The sequence below is a fragment of the Pseudomonas azotoformans genome, from assembly GCF_001579805.1.
In the GTDB taxonomy this organism is placed as follows: Bacteria; Pseudomonadota; Gammaproteobacteria; order Pseudomonadales; family Pseudomonadaceae; genus Aquipseudomonas; species Aquipseudomonas azotoformans_A.
Genome location: NZ_CP014546.1, coordinates 3799483 through 3818438, shown reverse-complemented (window position 1 = coordinate 3818438; position 18956 = coordinate 3799483). Strand labels below are relative to the sequence as shown.

Below are 18956 nucleotides of genomic sequence, written 5' to 3'. Positions count from 1 at the left end.
TTCATTGCCAGCCAAACTTACGGATGTAGTAGCCCTTCACCGCCTGGGTCAGTGCCATGTACGCCAGCAGGATCACCGGCAGGAACACGAAGTACAGCGACGGCAGCGCCTGCAACTTGAAGTAGTGCGCCAGTGGCCCCATCGGCAGGAAAATCCCCACGGCCATGATCACGCCGGTCATCACCATCAACGGCATCGCCGCACGGCTTTGCAGGAACGGGATTTTCGGGGTGCGGATCATGTGCACGATCAGCGTCTGGGTCAGCAGCCCGACCACGAACCAGCCGGACTGGAACAAGGTCTGGTGGTCAGGCGTATTGGCATCGAAGACATACCACATGAGTGCGAACGTGGTGATGTCAAAGATCGAACTGATCGGCCCGAAAAACAGCATGAAACGGCCGACATCTCCCGGTTGCCAGCGTTGCGGTTTGCTCAGCATCTCGTCGTCGACGTTATCGAACGGAATCGCAATCTGCGAAATGTCATACAGCAGGTTCTGCACCAGCAAATGCATCGGCAGCATCGGCAGGAACGGGATGAACGCACTGGCCACCAGCACCGAGAACACGTTGCCGAAGTTGGAACTGGCGGTCATCTTGATGTACTTGAGCATGTTGGCGAAGGTGCGCCGGCCTTCCAGCACGCCCTCCTCCAGGATCATCAGGCTCTTTTCCAGCAGGATGATGTCGGCGGCTTCCTTGGCGATATCCACAGCGCTGTCCACCGAAATGCCGATATCAGCTGTACGCAATGCTGGCGCGTCGTTGATGCCATCGCCCATGAAGCCGACCACATGCCCGTTGGCCTTGAGCAAGCGCACGATGCGTTCCTTGTGGCTCGGGGTGAGCTTGGCGAACACATTGGTGGTTTCCACGGCCTTCGCCAATTCGGCATCGGTCATGGCCTCGATGTCGTTGCCCATCAGCAGGCCCTGTTGCTCCAGGCCCACTTCGCGGCAGATCTTGGCCGTGACCAGTTCGTTGTCGCCGGTCAGCACTTTCACTGCCACGCCATGGGCTTTGAGGGCCTTGAGCGCAGGTGCAGTACTTTCCTTGGGTGGGTCGAGGAACGCGACATAACCGATCAGCGTGAGGTTGTTCTCATCCGCCAGACTGTAGGTATCGCGCCCCGGCGCCATCGGCTGCGCGGCCACGGCGACCACGCGCAGGCCTTCTTCGTTGAACGCGGCGGTGACCTGGCGGATACGCGCCAGCAGGTCGTCGGTCAGCGCTTCGTTGACGTCGCCATGGCGCACGTTGTTGCACACCGACAGAATCTCTTCCACAGCGCCCTTGCAGATCAACAGGTGCGGCTGGCCTTGCTCAGCGACCACCACGGACATGCGGCGGCGGTTGAAGTCGAACGGAATTTCATCGACCTTCTGGAACGCCGTGCCGACTTTCAGCTCGCGGTGCACTTCCACATGTTCCAGCACCGCCACATCCAGCAGGTTTTTCAGGCCGGTCTGGTAGTAGCTGTTGAGGTAGGCCATTTCCAGTACGTCATCGGACTCTGCGCCCCACACGTCCACATGACGTGCCAGGAAGATTTTGTCCTGGGTCAGGGTGCCGGTCTTGTCGGTGCACAGCACGTCCATGGCGCCGAAGTTCTGGATCGCGTCCAGGCGCTTGACGATGACTTTCTTGCGCGACAGAAACACCGCGCCCTTGGCCAGGGTGGAGGTGACGATCATCGGCAGCATTTCCGGGGTCAGGCCCACGGCAATCGACAGCGCGAACAACAGTGCTTCGGTCCAGTCGCCCTTGGTGAAACCGTTGATGAACAGCACCAGCGGCGCCATCACGAACATGAAGCGGATCAGCAACCAACTGACCTTGTTGACGCCATGCTGGAACGAGGTAGTGGCGCGGTCAGTCGCGGTGACGCGCTGAGCCAGGGCGCCGAAATAGGTGCTGTTGCCGGTGGTCAGGATCACCGCCGTCGCCGCGCCGGACACCACGTTGGTACCCATGAACAGGATGTTCTCCAGGTCCAGCGGGTTGCGGGTCTTGGCGTCCTGCTGCTGGGCGAACTTCTCCACCGGCATCGATTCACCGGTCATCGCCGCCTGGCTGACGAACAGGTCCTTGGCGCTGAGTACGCGGCAATCGGCGGGGATCATATCCCCAGCGGACAGCACGATCAGGTCGCCCGGCACCAACTGTTTGATCGGCAGTTCGATGCGCTTGGCTTCATCGCGGCGCAGTACCGTGGCGGTGTTGCTCACCATGGCTTTCAGCGCATCGGCGGCCTTGTTGGACTTGGCCTCCTGCCAGAAACGCAACAGCGTCGACAGCACCACCATGGAAAAAATCACCGTGGCGGCCTTCATGTCCTCGGTCAGCCAAGAGATCACCGCCAGCAACGTCAGCAACAGGTTGAACGGGTTTTTGTAGCAGTGCCACAGGTGCACCCACCACGGCAGCGGCTGCTCATGCTCGACTTCGTTGAGCCCGTATTGCACGCGCAGAGCGTCGGCTTCCTGAGTGGTCAAACCCTCGGAATGGCTGCCCAGGGTGCCGAGCAATTGCACGGCACTGCTGTTGGCCGAGACCACCAGGGTTTGCGCCAGGGTCGGCGGCACTTCGCGGCTGACGCTGGCGTCGGTCACGGTTTCGAGCATCGCCAGGCGACGGAAATGCCGAGCGATGTGCCGGGTCCGCAGGAAGCCGGCAAAGAACTCTTTCAACAGAGTCAGGTTCATGGTGTTACTCCTGCGCGAGGAAAAAACCGTCGTGCAGGTACCGCCGTGTGCACCGCGCCTGTTTTACAGGCACAGCCAGCTTGGCCCGCCTGCCGTAAAAGGCAGGCGCGTCCGTAGCATCCCGAGGTGAGCCGGGAGCTGGTCAGCGTCGATGAGAGGGATTCGGGCAGGCGCCAGGACTGGCCACTGCCGGGATGCCGCTTCTCGCTTTTAGTGGCGAGACAACGGCATCGTAAAAATGCGCGTTACCTTGCCAAGCCTGTGCCGGTTACCGAAACCGGCCGACTACTGTCACTCGAACAAGTACCCACTGAGGGTCTCCGCTATTGATGAAAACGCGCGAAGCTTACGCCCCGATGATCAGAGAGTAAACCGTAGGAAAGTTTCCGTATGGGGAATAAGAGGATTCTTCAGGGTGGGTTCAGGAAGGTGCATCCACTTGATCTCGCGGCACCAACGCCAGGTAATCACCCACCTGCCCACCTGTCAGGGCCTTGACCTGAATCGAAACGCTGTTCACCTGACGCCCCATCGTGATCCCTTCGCGGGTGCGTACCTGCACATAGCCAAGTTTTGGCCAGAAACGTTCGGCCTTGGCATTGCCGATGACTACCGTCAAACGCAACCATTGAGCGCCGTTGCCCGCAGCCCAAGCCTCAAGATCCGCGTGCAGCCGCTGCGCCAACCCAGTGCCATGCAAGCGTGCATCCACCAGCAACAGCCCGATGTGCCAAACACCAACAGCCAGCAAGTCCGCCGCAATGTTCACCACCGACACCAGTTGGTTTTCCAGATCGCGGTAACCCAGCCAATACATCCGGCTGCACGCCCACCCTGCGGGTAACAGCCCCTGCAATTCCTCATGCGCTTCGGTCGCTGTGGCCGGTTCACCGTTGACCGCGATGAAGTAATCCGGCGCCCGCTCAAAAAACCGCTGCAACTCGGCTTCATCGCGATCACCCAGCTCAACGACCTGAATGCCCGCGACGGAACACGCCGGCAACTCGTGTGAATCAACTTCCATGTTCACCGCCCTCAATCGTCCCGCGTCAGCACTTCCAGCAACTCAATCTCAAAACGCAGATTGCTGTTGGGCTTGATATGCGCCCCCATCGACCGCTCGCCATAGGCCAGATGCGCCGGCACGAACAGGGTGCGCACACCGCCCACCTGCATGCCCATCAAGCCCAGGTCCCAGCCCTTGATCACACGCCCGGTGCCGATCACACACTGGAACGGCTTGCCGCGCTCCCAGGAGGAATCGAACACCGTGCCATCTTCCAGGGTGCCGGTGTATTGGGTGGTGATCAGTGCGCCTTTGACCACGGCTTTGCCGGTGCCGGGGCGGATGTCGGTGATTTGGAGTTCTTCGGGGCTCATAGGGCGCTCGTTGACGGTACAAAGGGTGGGGTTTTCCCAGAATTGGGCAGGTTTGGCAAGTGTAGGAAGAGTCGCTGCGATGACATTTCCCTTTAACTCGCAGGACGTTTCCGAGAGAATCCCAACCGCTTGCGCCGCTCAAATCACGTGGCTAGTCTTCGTCGGTCACTGCCCATTCAGTGACCGGGTTTAGTAGCCCACGATGTGATTAGGCGCCAAGCGCCCCCTTCTGCAAGGCGCTTTTTTTCGGCCCTGCGTTATGGTGGCCGTGCGCAGGGCACCTTCGGGTGCGCCGGGTCCTAATCACCGGTCTACTAACCTGCGTACGGCCGCCACCCCGTTTAGTAGCGAAGGTAACGGCTCTCTAACGTTGATTAGGAGTTGAACCCATGGACAAACCTGTCCCCGCGCCACCTGCTTCAGAACTGCAATTCTTCACCACCACCCCAGACCTCAGCTTCGAAGACGCCCTGGCCCACGCCAGCAGCGTGTTGCGTTGTGCCGCCGTTGCGGCGCAAATGGCCGGGGATCGACTGGAAGGGACTTCACGCACGTTGGTGCTGTCGGTCATGCACCTGGTGGACATGGCCAGTGTGATGGTGGATCGGTCGCTGGAGTGTATGCAGCCGAGCTAATACAGTGTTACCTAGGGTGAGGGAGCATGCTCCCTCGCTTTTGGATGCTTGCACTGCCCCTACGAACAAATACGACTTTCCCTTATCAAAACCCAACTCCAGCCTATTTCTGGCTAGCAGCAGTCACATCCATCCTGTTCAGAGCCCCTAACTCTGAATAAGGAATATCAGAATGACCATCGGCTCCAACTTCAATTACCCCGCGGACGCGGCGCAACATCATCATCGAAAAAAGCGCTCTAGCAAGAGTAAATGGACAGCTGTATTCCCCAACCCACCCGACTTATGTTTTGACTACCGCACCTTGGTGGAACAAGTCGACGGTATTGCCCAAGCCACTGAGCCGCTTCACAAAATATGCATTATAGGTGCTGGCATTACAGGATTAACAACTGCACGTGAACTTTACCGATGCGGATTCACAAACATAACGTTAATTGAAAAATCAACGCGCATTGGCGGCAGGCACCTTACCGCTCTTGGGAATAACAACACCAACACGGTTGGCAGACCACCTTTCGAGATGGGCGCGATGAGAATGCCGTTCTTCAACAAATCAGATGAATCGCCTAAAGATGGACGCTCACTCATGGCCTATTACGCCAACGAGTTCGAGTTGCGCCATACAGACTTCCCTAATCCAGGCAGCGCTGCGGTCCGATCCACGGGTATATTTCTACGAGAGGGGAGCATAGATGACAGCATCGACCCCACCATGCTTATCTGGAAAAACACTGATGGAAAAACACCGCCTCCAGGTCAAACACTGGGCAATGTTTTCACAAAATGGAAAGCCTTCGCCGAACGCATGACGTTGACCGTTTCTGAACATTACGGTTCTGAAGGCTGGGAAGATATGTGGAATTCAATAGTCAAAAAATATGAAGGTATTTCCTTCCGCGACTTGGTAAAAATGCCAAGCATCGATAGCTGGCAATCAAGTGACCCTGGAAATTTCGGTGGCATGGGCATGACTGCACAGGAATCCGCTGTTTTCTACTCCATCGGTATCGGTGACGGCAGTTGGGGAGCATTCTATGACGTATGTTCGCTTTACCCCTTACGCACGGCGATATTTGGGTTCAGCAGTCATCTTCAGTTAATTCACGGGCGTGTAAACATGGACGGCACACTGATGGCGTCACCTTACATGGACCATCCCGAGACCTTGGACTCGAGAGGCCTTGCATTCAACAAACCAAACTACATCGGCCTTGGATCTCTGGCTGAATCCCTACTCTTCATTAAACCCGTAGAAACACATGAATCTTTATACGAGCGCCTCATAAAAAGTCATTCAGGCTTCATGACCAGCAGTGCAGTTACAAAGATCAAAAAACTAAAAAACGGAAAAATACGGGTCTATTTCGACTGGAACGTCACACAAAACGAAAACGTAAAAAAACAATTCCTCGACTACGACTCCGTGGTAATGACACTGCCCTCATGGCTGATCGAAACGCAAATATCAATTGAAAACTTCAGCCAGGAAATGCTTCCATTTGAGATCACAGAAGCCTATAAAACGGCCCACTGGGAAACCAGCTGCAAAGTGTACGCCCCCCTCAAAAAATCATTTCTCTCTCACAATAAAAAAATCCCTCAAGTCATCGTGACAGATAGTTTGGTTCATGACGTATATACCTACCGTTACAACCAGTCCAACACCTACGACTGCATCCTTCTCAGCTACACATGGGAAGATGATGCCACCAAGCTATCAGTATTCACCGACGAAGAACTCGTTGACAGATGCATCGAAGACCTCGACAGAATTCTTTTGAAATCCACCAACATAAAAGAAAAAATATCACCGTATATTGGTCGCAACCACGCAGTGGTTCAACGGTGGATGAATGATAAAAACTCGCTTGGCTGCGCAAAGCTTTATCGTGCAGGCACTTATTACGACGCCATGAAGCTACTGAAATACAATCGAGACTTTTCTCACAAGTCAGGCTTGTACCTCTGCGGTGAGTCCTTCTCTGTAGATGCGGGCTGGACGGAGCCCTGCTTCAGGGGAGCAATCGATACCGTGATAAACATTTGTAATAAAACGCAAGCCGATTTCAACGGAGATTTTACTATGAGCGACTACCCAACCTTTAGAGCCGAACCATAAAAGAAAGAGACTACAATGTAACGGGAATCACCTGACTTTTAATTAAACACTTGCTCGCCTCTTATAAACGCCCAGCCGAATCACGGTTGTATAACAATAAGAGGTCACCACAATGAGCGAACCAGCAAGCCCCGCACGCGTAGCAGTCATCCAACTGGACCCTCAGGTTGGCGTGAACAACCGAGCCAACAATCTAGGTCAAAGTCTTGCACTAGCGACAGAAGCGGCAAACGGTGGAGCGAACCTGATCGTACTGCCCGAGCTTACCAATTGCGGGTATTTCTTCAGCAGTCGCCAGGACGCCTTTGATCATGCCGAACGGGTTCCAGGCGGCGAAAGTGTGCAGGCGTGGATAGATTTTGCCTGCAGGCACCAGGTGTACCTGGTGGCAGGCCTGTGTGAGATAGACGGTATGCAGTTGTTCAATACGGCTGTGCTGCTAGGCCCCGATGGGTTTATCGGCAAATACCGCAAGGCGCACCTATGGAACCTGGAAAAGCTCTGGTTCACGCCTGGTGATACCGGTTTTCCAGTATTTGAAACACCGATAGGCCGTATTGGCCTGCTGATTTGTTGGGATATCTGGTTCCCGGAGGTGCCACGTATCCTCAGCCAGGAGGGCGCCGATATTATTTGCAGCTTGAACAATTGGGTGTGGACTCCACCGCCGCTGTTCGATGAGGCAGGCAAATGCATGGCGTCGTACCTGACGATGACCGCCGCCCACGTCAATAACGTGTTTATCGCTGCCGCCAGCCGCATTGGCGAAGAGCGGGAAGCGCGTTACCTCGGATGCTCGCTGATTGCCGGAACCAACGGCTGGCCGATTGGCGCGGTAGCCTCAGCCAATCGCCAGGAAATCCTGTTCGCCGACATTGATATCACCAGCGCCCGCAGTGCTCCGATCTGGAACAGCCTCAATGACCTGCAGCGTGATCGACGCAATGATCTCTACGATCAAATGCTCGGTTACTCCCAACACCCTGCCCTTCCACGCTGATCGGAGGGTGCGCTATGAAAACACTCATTACCGAAACGAGGTCCAACCGGTCCAGGGCAGATCTCACCGTCCTGATACTGGGGTTAGCCAGTGTGCTACTGGTGCTGTGGGTGGCGCTCAGCAACCAATGGTCCTGGCCGGGCTACGCCGAGATGGTCGCAGGCCCTGCCCCATCCTGTTGCCTGGCTACGGTGGATAGTCGGGGATATCAGTGAAGTAGCCTTCTACAAGCACGAACTGGCATCGCTCGGTTTGTTGGGCGGCGCCTACCTGGCATGGTGGGCGAGCAAACACGGTAAAGCCTGGCAAGGATTTTCTATTTCCTACGGAACAGGACTATGGCCTTGGTTGGTGACCAGTTCACTGCTGGGGCTAATGCTTAGTAATCTACTGTGGGGCTGGAGCGTCACCGCACAGACTTGGCAACCAACGTTTGCGGCATTCGTCTCGTTACCAGCAGCCATGGTGCTGATGTTCGGCGGCGGCTGGAAAGTTGCCGTAAACGGTGCAGTGATGGGCGCATTGCTGGTGACCCCCATTTGCCTGCTGATCGTGAACTTCGTGTGCGTTCCACTGGGTCTTCCAGTGGTGGTCGGCAATGTGGTGGGCATGGCGATCGGCAGTGTCATTGCATTTACACTGTGTCGTCGAGTGCCATCGTTGGTGAGTTCTGATTACATAGCCCCCGCCAAGCTGGCACCCGCGAAACCGCCCACTTACGGCATTGTCTGGAGCCTGCGTCGGGTGTTGGCGGATTTCTCCGAAGCGCCATTTTTCGGAAACGAACTCGCAAGTCTCGGGTTGCTGGCAGGTGTGTTGGTGGCCTATGCACTGAATCCCATCAGCCCGGCGTATGGATCAGGCCTGGTCTTGCAGCTGCTCGCCGCCCAGGCGCTAACATCGGCTCTGGGCGTCGTGATCTGGCGAAAACAGTGGATAAAACGAGGATGGTTTCCGACCTACGTTCCACTGGTCTCTGTAGTGCCGGCAGCTGTATTGACCCATGGTGGTAGTTGGGCAGTCATCGGTTCAAGTGCACTGCTCGGAGCTCTCATCGCGCCGCCACTGGCCTGTGACATTGCGGGCCGCTTGCCCGCACATTTTCACCCGTACATTGGCAATGTCACCTCAATGGCGTTGAGTACGTTGATGATAGTGCCTTTGGTGGGTTGGTTGATCGAGATGTAGCCCTTGCCCCACGCTGTATTCTTCATGCAGCGTGGGAACAGCTTTTCCCCCTTACAGCCAATGCCAAAACCGACTCCAAAACCCACGCCCCAAATCATCCTTGCACCGCGCATACTGCGCCGCATACAGCTGTGAACGCGCCTGCACCTTGCTCGCCACCGGCGGCAGCCAGGCCTTGGCGGCGTAGGTGCGTTGGCGGTAGCCGCCCCAGCCTTCGTGGTAGTTCAGGTACTGGCCGTAGGCGTCGTATTTGTAGACGCCGTTGACGGTGTAGGTCTTGTCCATGTACCAACCGACAAAGTCGATGGCGTCGTCGAAGTCCTGGCGGCTGGCGCCGCTGCGGCCGGTGCTCTTGCGGTAGTCGTTCCACACTTCGTCCTTGGCCTGGGCGTAGCCGGCGGCAGTGGAGACGCGGCCCCAGGGGATGATCCACAGCAGGTATTTGCGCGGGGCCAGGGCGTCCTGGTGGAAGCCGGACTCCTGATACATGATGGCGAACGGCACCTGGATCGGCACCCCCCAGCGTTTTTGCGTGACTTTGGCGGCGTCGTACCAGTCGTCCTTTTCGCGGAAGATGCCGCAGAGGTCATTGGGCGTGCGTGGCGGCGAGGTGCCGCACGCCGCCAACAGGGAAGTGAGTAGTAACAGTCCGACGGCTTTGCCTGCGCTCAAGGGGCACCTTTGCGAGATACGCGTAAAAAGACCGGCATTTTACGCGCTCATTGAGGTGAGTGCCGATCTGTCATCCCGTCGTTTTGATAACGGCGGTGACTTCCAATTCCAGCATGCCGCCGCTGGGCAACCCCGCCACGCCCACCGCCGACCGCGCATGCCGGCCCTGCTCACCGAACACATCAATCAGCACCTGGGAAGCGCCGTCGACCACTTTGGAATAGCTCTGGAAACCCTCGCCGCCATACACAAAGCCACGCACAAACAAAATGCGCTCGACGTTCTCCAACCCCACCGCCTGATCCAACACGCTCAAGGCACGCAGCGCACAGGTTTGACCAGCTTGTGTCACCCGCGCGGGCGAGGTCTGGTCCGTCACCGGCCCGCTGATCACGCCATCGCCCAGTCGGCACACTTGCCCACTCACATAGGCCACACCCGCATGAATCGTCACCGGCACATAGTCACCCTTGGGGCCTGGCGCCTCGGGCAGTTGCAAGCCCAAGGCGACGATACGTTCGCGAATACTCATGCGGGCTCCTCGACAAATTCCACATGCCCACCCAACCAGCACCCCTGCACCTGCCCTGCCGCATCATGACGAAAGCGCAGCGAAATCTGCGAAGGCCGCCCCATCGCGCGGCCTTGGCGGATGTATACCGGACGATCGTCAGCAGTCACCAAGCCGTTTTCCAGCAGGCCAAAAGACAATGCTGCCGCCGCGATACCGGTGGCGGCGTCTTCCGGGTAACCCGAGGATTTGGGGAATTGCCGCGCATCAAACTGACGACCTTCAAGGTCCGACGGCGCGTAGGGATACAACCCGGTAGAGCCGATGCGCTCACACAGTTGCTCCATGCGGCGGAAGTCCGGCTTGAGGCTATCCAGCACGGCCACGCTTTTGAGCGCAACCAGCGTTTTGACGCGGCTGGTGCGGGCGTTCTGGATCGGCAACGGCGCCAGTTCGTTGGAGGTAATGCCCAGCACCGATAGAATCTCGGCCTCAACCTGCGGATCGCTCAAGGTTTCAACGTGCCCCTTGGGTTGGCTGATTTCCACTTGGATCTGCGCAGTGCCCGCATTGGCGATCTGGGCATCAACCCGCCCGCTCAACGTCCACAGTGCCAGGCGCTCCTTGTGCAGCATGCCCAATTGATCCAGCAGCCAAATGGCGCCGACGGTGGCATGGCCGCACATTTCCATCTCATGGTTGGGCACCCAGAAACGCAGGGCAAAATCGAAATCGCTGCCGGCCGGTGCGGCAAACACAAAGCCGCACTCATGCCCGTAGTCCCGGGCGACTTGCTGCATATCGGCATCACTCATGCCGTCGGCCAGCGCCACGGTGGGCGCCGGGTTGCCGCCACGCGCGGTGGCGGGAAATACATTGACCAGATGAACCTCGGGCGTCATTTCGCCTCTCCCTTGAGGGTGGAAACAGTCGGCGCCACGGCGTCGACGATGGTGTTGGTGTAGACCTGCTGCGGGTCGAGCGTCACCGGATCATTCTCGACGGCGTTCATGAAGCTGATGTTCTTCTCGACACCGTCTTTTTCGATCCGTGGCGTGGCCGGGTAGGACGGCAACGAAGCCGTCCAGGCGGCATCAAAAATCGCTGCATCGGTGTGGGCGAAGTACGGGCGCACCGACTCGCGGGCCTTGTCCGGTTCGCTGGCGATCAGGTGTTCGGCTTTCCAGATTGCGCGCACCAGTTTCTCGGCGGTTGCCTTGTTGCTGCTCAACCAGTCCTCGCGGGCGATCATCGCGGTGAACAGGAAGCCGTCCAAGGGTTTGTATTCGCCCTTGGCCAGGTCCATCAGCACAAACCCGCCCTGCTGCGCCGCCGTGGTGACGGTGGGCGGCGACAGCGAGAAGCCGTTGATGCTGCCCTGGGAAAACGCCGCCAGCATGTTCGGCGCGCCGCCGATGGGCATGATGGTGAAGTCCTTGTCCGGGTTCAGGCCGGCGTCCTTGGCCAGGTAGCGCACCAACATATCGGTGGTGCTGCCGGGGCCGGTCACGCCGATCTTCAAGCCTTTGAGGGCTTGGGCACGTGCCGAAATGGGCGACGAAGCCGACACCCCAGCCTTGCGCGCCGACTCGCCATCGATCACCACGGTGCTGCCGAATTGGGTCTGCACGGCGGCAAACGCCTGCACGTTCTGGCCCTTGGACCGCGCGCGCACTGCCACTGCAGGCAGGCCGACGTAGGCATCGGCATCGCGGCCGAGCACGGCCGTCAACGCCGCCGAGCCGCCCTTTTGAAACACGATCATTTCAACATTCAGGCCTTCTTCGGCGAAGTAGCCCTGCTTCTGCGCGACGTAGATCGGCACATACAGGAAGCCTTCGCTGGGGAACGCCAGGGTGACTTTGGTGAGGTCTTGGGCCTGGGCGGCGGGCAGGAAGGCAGCGCACAACAGACCGGTAATCACAAGACGCTTAAGCATGATCAAGCTCCAAACCAGAGGGGGTTAAACCGCGACTTCACGTTCTGCTTCATTGGCTTTCCACGGCATCAGCTTGCTTTCTGCCAGCTTCACCGCCGTGTTCAGGATCAGCGCCAGGGCAATGATCCCCACCAGTGCGGCAAACACGCCGGCGGTGTCGAACTGCGAGGCCGCATCCGACAGCAGATAGCCCAGGCCACGGTTGGCCGCGATGATTTCGCCCACCAGCGCGCCGATCAGCGCATAGGGCACCGACAAGCGCAGGCCGGTGAACACCCAGGTGAAGGCCGAGGGGATCACCACCATGGTCAACAGGTCACGCTCCTTGGCGCCCATCAGGCGCAGGATGGTCAGTTGCTCGCGGGACACATTGCGCACGCCGCTGTAGGTGTTGAGGAACACCAGGAAGAACACCACCGCGGCGGTGAGGATGACTTTCATCGGCAGACCGATACCGAACCAGAGGATGAACAGCGGCGCCAGCGCCACTTTCGGCAGGCTGTAGAACGCGGTCAAAAACGGATCGAGGATGTCAGCCAACAACTTGGCACGGCCCAATACAAGGCCTGCGATCAAACCCGCGAGGGAGCCGAAGAAAAAGCCCAGCACCGCCTCCAGGGTGGTGATGCCGGCATGGTAGAAAAACACGCCATTGAGCAGGATTTTCCACAGGCTCTGGGCCACGGCCGAAGGGCGGCTGATGAAGAATTCCACGCCAAACCAGCGCGACACGCCTTCCCACAACAGCATCAGGAACACCAGGAACAGCAAGCGATAAACCTGGATCATACGACCTCCAGCGAGTGAGCCAATGAAGAAGGGTCTGCGGCGCCGGCAACGTCGGGCGCCAGGCGTTTCCACAGTTCGGCGCAGAGTTCCAGGTAGCGTGGATCGGAGCGCAGTTGCACCAGGTTGCGTTCACCGGTCAGCGGGATGTCGAGCACATGGTCGATGGTGCCGGGGCGGCCAGCGAACACCACGCAGCGGTCGGGCCAGGGCGATGGCCTCGTCGACGTCATGGGTGACGAACAGCACGGTCTTGTTGAGTTTGCGGCACAGGCGCAGCAGTTCGGTCTGCAAGGTCAGGCGCATCTGCGCGTCGAGGGCGCCGAAGGGTTCGTCCATCAGCAGGGTTTCCGGGTCACTGGCCATCAAGCGCGCCATGGCCGCGCGTTTGCGCATGCCGCCGGAAAGTTGGTTGGGGTAGCTCTCGCCGAAACCGGTGAGGCCGACCAGCGCCATCAGTTCCTCAACCCGCGCCTCGATCTCGGCCTTGGGCACGCGGCGTATCTGCAGCGGCACCGCGATGTTGCCCGCCACCGTGCGCCAAGGCAGCAGGTGATCGGCCTGGGTCATGTAGCCGACCCGGGTGTTGACGCCGTTGACCTCGGCACCGTCGTAATGCACCACGCCCTCGGTAGGGCCGAACAGCCCGGCTGTCATGTTGAGCAAGGTGGACTTGCCACAGCCCGAAGGGCCGACCAGGGTGATGATTTCGCCGCGCTGGACCTCCAGCGACACATTGCGTACGGCCACAAACTGGCGGCCCTCGACTTTGAAGCTTTTTTGCACGCCTGAAAAACGGATAAAGGGTTTTGCGCTCACCGCCCCTCCTCGTCCGGTACGCCGGACTTGTTTGTTGTTGGTGAGCAGAGGATGAACGGATGACAGATTTGTGGCGCACGGGATCGGGCCGGATCATGCGCGGGATTGGGACAAGGGGAATAGGAGGTCTGAGGTTAACCGCGCCGCCACTCATCCGGCGACACGCCCAGCACCCGCCGAAATACATGGGCCAGGTGCGACGGCGACTCATAACCGACGTTATTGGCAATCTCCAGCACCGACATGCGCGTGTGCCGCAACAGGGTCTGTGCCCGTTCAAGGCGCAGCCGTTGCACGTAAGCCAGCACCGTCTCGCCGGTGTGCAGCGCAAACAGCCGGGTCAGGTGCCGACGCGACATATGGAACACCGCCGCAATCTCATCCAGCCCCGGCGCGTGCTCAAGGTTGCCTTCCACATAAGCCTTCACGTCGCGCACCAGCATGGCGCCGTGGCGCTCGGTGGAAGAGCGCTGCAGGCTCGGCTGGCTGAGGGAAACCGCCAGGCATTCGAGCAGCAGCAAGTGATCGGCCTGGGCCAGTTGGCGACGGCGATCGACATAGGGGTCGGGTTGGCTGAAGGCCTTTTTCGCCAGCAGCAAATGGTGCAGCGGCGCCGAGGTTTGCCAGATGCCCAGGGTGGGCACGCGCAGCAAGCGGTTGGCATCGCCGGACAGGTCACGCAGGGCGTAGCGCATGTAGTCGGGGTCGACATAGAACGCCAGGTGGCCCTGGCTGGCCGTGAGTGACGATGAGGAATGGCTGCACTGCGGCGGCACCAGCACGAACTGGCGTTCGATTACCGACGTGGTGCGCCCGCTGTCTTCGTCCTTGAAGCGCAGCAAGCCGTGCTCGGGCACCATCAGCATGAACTCGTCATGGGCATGGGCCCCGGTTTCATAGGCGCCATTGGAGTTGAAGACGCTGTAGATATCACGCATCGCCAGGCACTGCCGGTGGGTGTTGGAGTGCTGACACTAGCATGTTTGGTGCCAGCGAAAAGCAGCGTCCTTGCTGCAAACCCCGTTAAGCCAACGGCACTCGACGCGTGGTCAGGGCCATGCGCCCCACCAGGAAGCTCAACGCTGCGCCCAGCAGCAACATCGCCAAGGTGCCCCACGCCGCGCGGGAGAGCTGTTTGGCGGCCACTTCGCCGGCTTCACGGGCTTTCTGCTCGGCCTGCTGCTTCAGTTCATCGACCTTTTGCATGGCTTGTTGGTAAGCCTGGGCATAGTTGTCGACGATCTGCGTGGCTTCTTCTTTGCTCTTGCCCGTACGCGCAGCAACGATGTTGACCAGCGCGTCTTTATCCGCAGCATTCAACGCAGGCTCACCGGACGCCTTGACGCGTTCGAACCACTGCTTCAACTGATCGCCCGCCTGGGCCGGATTTGTCGCCGCGTCGGTGGCGGTCTGTTTGCCATCGGCGGCGGCCTGATCGGTTTTCTGTTCGACGTTGGCCGGGTCCAGCTCAGGCTTGCCGCTTTGCTTGAGCAAGGTGTCGAGCTCGCCTTGCAGGCTGTTCCAATCCAGCTGGATGCCCTGCTCGTTCAGTTGCTGCTTGACGCTGTCGCCAATACCCGGCGCTGCCGCCGCGATGCCGCTACCAGCAGCCGACAGGCCCTTGCCCACCACATTCCCGGCTGTGCCGACAACACTGGCAGCCAACCCTGCCAACAGCCAGGTGGTGAGCAAGGTAGTCAGGGTCCAGGTGAGTACGCCGTGCAGGCCCCCACGATCCGGCGCGGTCCGCCCCGCCACAAAGGCCCCCACGCCGATTGCCACCAACGTCGAGACAAACAGCCAGATCCCGGCGCCTGTGCCGAAACCGCTGAGCGGGTTGCCGGCCTGCATCGGGTCGACAGCGCTGGCACCGATGGCCGTTCCCAGCACACTCAGCACCAGGTAGGTCACCAGGGCAATTGCACTACCGGCCAGCACGGAACTCCAGGACACGCGAAACAGCGAACGGTTGGTTTCATAGACAGTGGTCATGTTCGATCCTTTGACAGTGATTGACCGTTTCAGTCTGGCGAGACGGCTGCTTGCCGTCCCCGCTCAAATGCACCAGGCCATCTGGTGCATTCGCACCCCGTATCGCGGATTGCCTCTGCACTATCCTGATGTGCGGGTGTCGTACTTCACATGCGCCCAAAACCCCGGAGAACCTATGACCCAGGACGTTCTAGCCAAAGAAACCAACCGTCGCCAACTGCAGCAGATCATCTCCGGGCTGTCCGACGGTGTGATTCTGGCCGAGATCGATCAAACCATTCTCTGGGCCAACGAAGCGGCCCTCACCATGCATGGCGTGGGCGACGTGATGGGGCTAGGCGCCGATGGCCAGGAATATGCCAAGCGTTTCGCCTTGCGCTACCGCAACAACCACCCCGTGCAGCTGGAAAACTACCCCCTGGCCCGAGCCGCCGCGGGCGATGAATTCAGCGACGTGGTGGTGGAAGTCACGCCCACCGCCGATGAAGAGAAAACCTGGGTCCATCGCCTGCGCAGCCTAGTGATTACTGACGCCAAGGGTGAACCTGAGTTGCTGGTACTGATCCTCAGCGACGCCACCGAATGGGCCCAGCGCCGAACAGCGCTTCGAAAAAACCTTCAACGCCAACCCGGCGCCGGCGGTGATCTGTCGCCTGAGTGACTTGCGCTACATCAAGGTCAATCAGGGTTTCCTGGAGATGACCGGTTACAACCGCGACCAGGTCATCGGTAAATCCGTGTATGAGCTGGACGTGCTGGAACAGGCCGAGCGCAAGGACCTGGCCATCCAGCGCCTGGGTGAAGGCGCGACCATCCCGCAGATGCAGGCCGAACTGCGCCTGCCTGAGGGAGGCAGCAAACTGGTGATCGTTGCCGGCCAACCCTTGGACATGAACGAAGAGGATTGCATGCTGTTTTCGTTCATGGACCTGGAGCCGCGACGCAAGGCAGAAATCGCCCTGCGCCAGAGTGAGGAGCGCTTCGCCAAATCCTTCCGTCTCACGCCCGTGCCGACCCTGGTGTGCAGCGCCAGCAACCGCCAGGTGGTGGATATCAACGAAGCCTTCATGAGCATCACGGGGTACACCAGTGAGGAGTTGATCGGCAAGTCCATCGAGGACATCGACTTTATCGACAGCCCCCAGGCGGGTGCGCAGTTGTTTGCCTCCCTAGAAAAAGCCGGCAACCTCGACGGCCAGGACCTCAAGGTGCGCAAGAAAGGCAACGAGGTGATCGACTGCGTGGTGTCCGCCGACACCGTGATCATTGAGGACGTGCCGTGTTACCTGCTGGTGATGATGAACATCACCGAACGCAAACGCTCCGAGCTGGAGTTGGTGGCGGCCATCGAGGAAGTGATGCAGGACGCGTCCTGGTTCAGCCAGACACTGATCGAAAAACTTGCCAACGCCAAGAGCGTCAACAGCCCCAACCAGCCGAACATCGCCTTTACCGACCTCACGGCCCGTGAACGCGATGTGCTGGGCTTGATCTGTGAAGGCCTGGCCGACAAAGAGATCGCGTCACGCCTGAAACTGGCGCCCAATACCGTGCGTAACCATGTGGCCACGGTGTACTCGAAATTGGCGGTGCACAGCCGCAGTGCGGCCATTGTCTGGGCCCGTGAACGCGGGCTGTTTGCCGGGGAATTGCGCCTTAAAAAGTAGGTCGTAAAAGTGCAAATGCACTAGTGCGCCTAGTGCGAATTCGCCTTATTGCAGCGAGGAGCAAGCCATACCCTTCAGGGGTCGAACATTTTGTCCTGAAGGAACCCGCATGTTTACCCTCTCTCAACTGCGAAATTGCATCGAAGAAGGCCTGTCGCCGCTGACATGTGAATTTACCCTGTGCCGGGACGCGTCCCTGACCCTCAAGGTCTACGACGCGCAAACCGGCCGTGTGGATCTGGTGGTGACCGGGATCAGCACTAACCGCCTGCAGACCCCGCAAGAAGTCGAAAAGATGGTGGAAGAATTGCGCTACGAACTGCAGAGCAACACCATGGGCAAGCTCACGCTGGATGACTTGCCTTCAACGACGCCCCAATGAAGTAGAACACCCCGCCCCCCACGATGAACGCCCCCAGCATGTAGAACATGTAGTGGGCCGGCAGGCTGGCCAATACCAGCCCACACAACACCGGCCCCAACGCGGCGCCCAGGTTGGACAGGTTCTGTGCCCCGTAGTACATGCCGCGCAGGTGGTCCGGGGCGATCCGGTCGATAAACATGTACTCGGCCGGAAACACGATGATCTCCCCCACCGTGAACACCGCCATCGCCAGCACCCACCACAACACACTGGTGGACAGCGCGAACCCGACGATGCCCAGCATGAACATGCCCAGCCCCGCGATAAGCCACTGGCCCAGGTAGCGGTGCGAAATGCGCCGGCCGATCACGTACTGCAAGGCAATCACCAGCACCGCGTTGGTGGTCAGCACGGCGCTGACCACGGTGTAGGTGTATTCAGCGCTGGTGGTGGTCACTAGGTATTGCGACAGCCACGCGGTGAACTGGCCGAACACCACGGCACTGAGCACACCACCGAGGGTAAAGCACACCAGGCGATGATCGCTTAGAAGCACTCGGCCGACGGCCAGGAATGGCACCGGTTTTTGGGCGGTATCCACGGTGGTCAGGGCACGATCGCCCCAGCGCCAGTACAGGAGGAAAAACCCCACCCCCAAAAGCGCCGACAGAATAAACGGCAGGCTGATATCCCATTTGGCAATCATCGCCCCGAAAAAAGGCCCTACGGCATACCCGATATTGGTCAGGGTGTACTTGATGGAAAACACTTCGCTACGTGCATCTTCGGGCAACAGGCTGGCAAAGCCAGCTTTGACGGCGATATCAATCACCGCATAAGCCAGGTTGATCAGGATCAGGCAGCTGTAGAACGCCCAGATGTTCTGCGCCAGCACCGTGCCGATAAAACCCAGCACAAACAGCACGCTTAAGGCGAGTAATAGCCGGTAGCTGTCGATGCGGTCTACCAGGAAACCGCCATACACGCTGAGCAGCGAGCCAACGATCAGCGAACTGCCGATCACCAGGCCGACCTGGGTGATATCGAGGGAAAAGTGGCGGGTGAGGTAAATCACCAGGTACGGAAAGGTGATGGCTTTGGCCAGCGTGAGCAGCAACGTGGCGGACAGCAACAGGTTAACGGTGCGAGGGTAGTTTCTTATTGTGGCAAGCAT

Annotated in this window: 15 protein-coding genes and 3 pseudogenes; 6 read left to right on the top strand and 12 right to left on the bottom strand. The window is 59.0% G+C overall.

Translation table 11 applies throughout. The annotated features are described in order from the left end of the window. Position 1: 1 nt before the first annotated feature. The 3 genes from mgtA to AYR47_RS17875 all read right to left on the bottom strand — a co-directional run bounded on the left by mgtA (position 2) and on the right by AYR47_RS17875 (position 4087). Complete coding sequence (gene mgtA, locus AYR47_RS17885; RefSeq protein WP_061436128.1) at positions 2–2707, bottom strand: magnesium-translocating P-type ATPase; 2706 nt, start codon at positions 2705–2707, stop codon at positions 2–4. Positions 2708–3128: 421 nt separating this feature from the next. Beyond that, complete coding sequence (locus tag AYR47_RS17880; RefSeq protein WP_061436127.1) at positions 3129–3731, bottom strand: GNAT family N-acetyltransferase; 603 nt, start codon at positions 3729–3731, stop codon at positions 3129–3131. 11 nt (positions 3732–3742) lie between these two features. After that, on the bottom strand, positions 3743–4087 hold the full coding sequence (locus AYR47_RS17875; RefSeq protein ID WP_061436125.1) for an FKBP-type peptidyl-prolyl cis-trans isomerase: 345 nt from the start codon (positions 4085–4087) through the stop codon (positions 3743–3745). 389 nt (positions 4088–4476) lie between these two features. On the opposite strand from AYR47_RS17875, the gene AYR47_RS17870 reads away from it, so the two are divergent. The 4 genes and pseudogenes from AYR47_RS17870 to AYR47_RS17855 all read left to right on the top strand — a co-directional run bounded on the left by AYR47_RS17870 (position 4477) and on the right by AYR47_RS17855 (position 9032). Beyond that, complete coding sequence (locus tag AYR47_RS17870) at positions 4477–4722, top strand: DUF6124 family protein (RefSeq protein WP_061436123.1); 246 nt, start codon at positions 4477–4479, stop codon at positions 4720–4722. A gap of 172 nt (positions 4723–4894) precedes the next feature. Further along, positions 4895–6844 (top strand): flavin monoamine oxidase family protein, encoded by a 1950-nt coding sequence (locus AYR47_RS17865; protein WP_061436121.1) that lies wholly within the window; start codon positions 4895–4897, stop codon positions 6842–6844. A gap of 112 nt (positions 6845–6956) precedes the next feature. Then, positions 6957–7844: a nitrilase family protein gene (locus tag AYR47_RS17860; RefSeq protein ID WP_061436119.1), complete on the top strand. Its 888-nt coding sequence runs from the start codon at positions 6957–6959 to the stop codon at positions 7842–7844. A gap of 14 nt (positions 7845–7858) precedes the next feature. After that, a pseudogene (locus AYR47_RS17855) lies at positions 7859–9032 on the top strand (hypothetical protein). 51 nt (positions 9033–9083) lie between these two features. Here the strand turns inward: AYR47_RS17855 and AYR47_RS17850 are convergent. The 8 genes and pseudogenes from AYR47_RS17850 to AYR47_RS17815 form a co-directional block, all read right to left on the bottom strand. After that, positions 9084–9704 (bottom strand): transglycosylase SLT domain-containing protein, encoded by a 621-nt coding sequence (locus AYR47_RS17850; protein WP_061436117.1) that lies wholly within the window; start codon positions 9702–9704, stop codon positions 9084–9086. Between the two features lie 70 nt (positions 9705–9774). After that, the gene (locus AYR47_RS17845) at positions 9775–10236 is read right to left on the bottom strand and encodes a RidA family protein (RefSeq protein ID WP_033902080.1); all 462 of its coding nucleotides are present in this window, start codon (positions 10234–10236) and stop codon (positions 9775–9777) included. Then, positions 10233–11117, bottom strand: a complete 885-nt coding sequence (locus AYR47_RS17840) for a PhzF family phenazine biosynthesis protein (protein WP_061436115.1) — start codon at positions 11115–11117, stop codon at positions 10233–10235. The genes AYR47_RS17845 and AYR47_RS17840 overlap by 4 nt, the downstream gene beginning before the upstream one ends. Next, entirely contained in the window at positions 11114–12154 is a 1041-nt protein-coding gene (locus AYR47_RS17835) for an ABC transporter substrate-binding protein (protein ID WP_061436113.1), read from the bottom strand. The genes AYR47_RS17840 and AYR47_RS17835 overlap by 4 nt, the downstream gene beginning before the upstream one ends. Before the next feature lie 24 nt (positions 12155–12178). Continuing rightward, positions 12179–12943 (bottom strand): ABC transporter permease, encoded by a 765-nt coding sequence (locus tag AYR47_RS17830; RefSeq protein WP_016976714.1) that lies wholly within the window; start codon positions 12941–12943, stop codon positions 12179–12181. Next, positions 12940–13759: pseudogene (locus AYR47_RS17825) on the bottom strand (ABC transporter ATP-binding protein). Before AYR47_RS17825 ends, AYR47_RS17830 begins: the two are co-directional and overlap by 4 nt. 134 nt (positions 13760–13893) lie before the next feature. Continuing rightward, positions 13894–14697, bottom strand: coding sequence for an AraC family transcriptional regulator (locus AYR47_RS17820; protein WP_033902075.1), 804 nt, complete (start codon positions 14695–14697; stop codon positions 13894–13896). Positions 14698–14782: 85 nt separating this feature from the next. Continuing rightward, a complete protein-coding gene (locus AYR47_RS17815) occupies positions 14783–15751 on the bottom strand; it encodes a hypothetical protein (protein WP_033902074.1) in 969 nt (322 codons plus the stop codon). A gap of 175 nt (positions 15752–15926) precedes the next feature. Here AYR47_RS17815 and AYR47_RS17810 point away from each other — a divergent pair. Continuing rightward, positions 15927–17418: pseudogene (locus tag AYR47_RS17810) on the top strand (PAS domain S-box protein). A 109-nt stretch (positions 17419–17527) separates the two neighbouring features. Further along, positions 17528–17800, top strand: a complete 273-nt coding sequence (locus AYR47_RS17805; RefSeq protein ID WP_033902071.1) for a DUF1652 domain-containing protein — start codon at positions 17528–17530, stop codon at positions 17798–17800. Here AYR47_RS17805 and AYR47_RS17800 read toward each other — a convergent pair. Further along, on the bottom strand, positions 17763–18956 hold the full coding sequence (locus tag AYR47_RS17800; protein WP_033902068.1) for an MFS transporter: 1194 nt from the start codon (positions 18954–18956) through the stop codon (positions 17763–17765). The two genes, AYR47_RS17805 and AYR47_RS17800, sit on opposite strands and share 38 nt — an antisense overlap.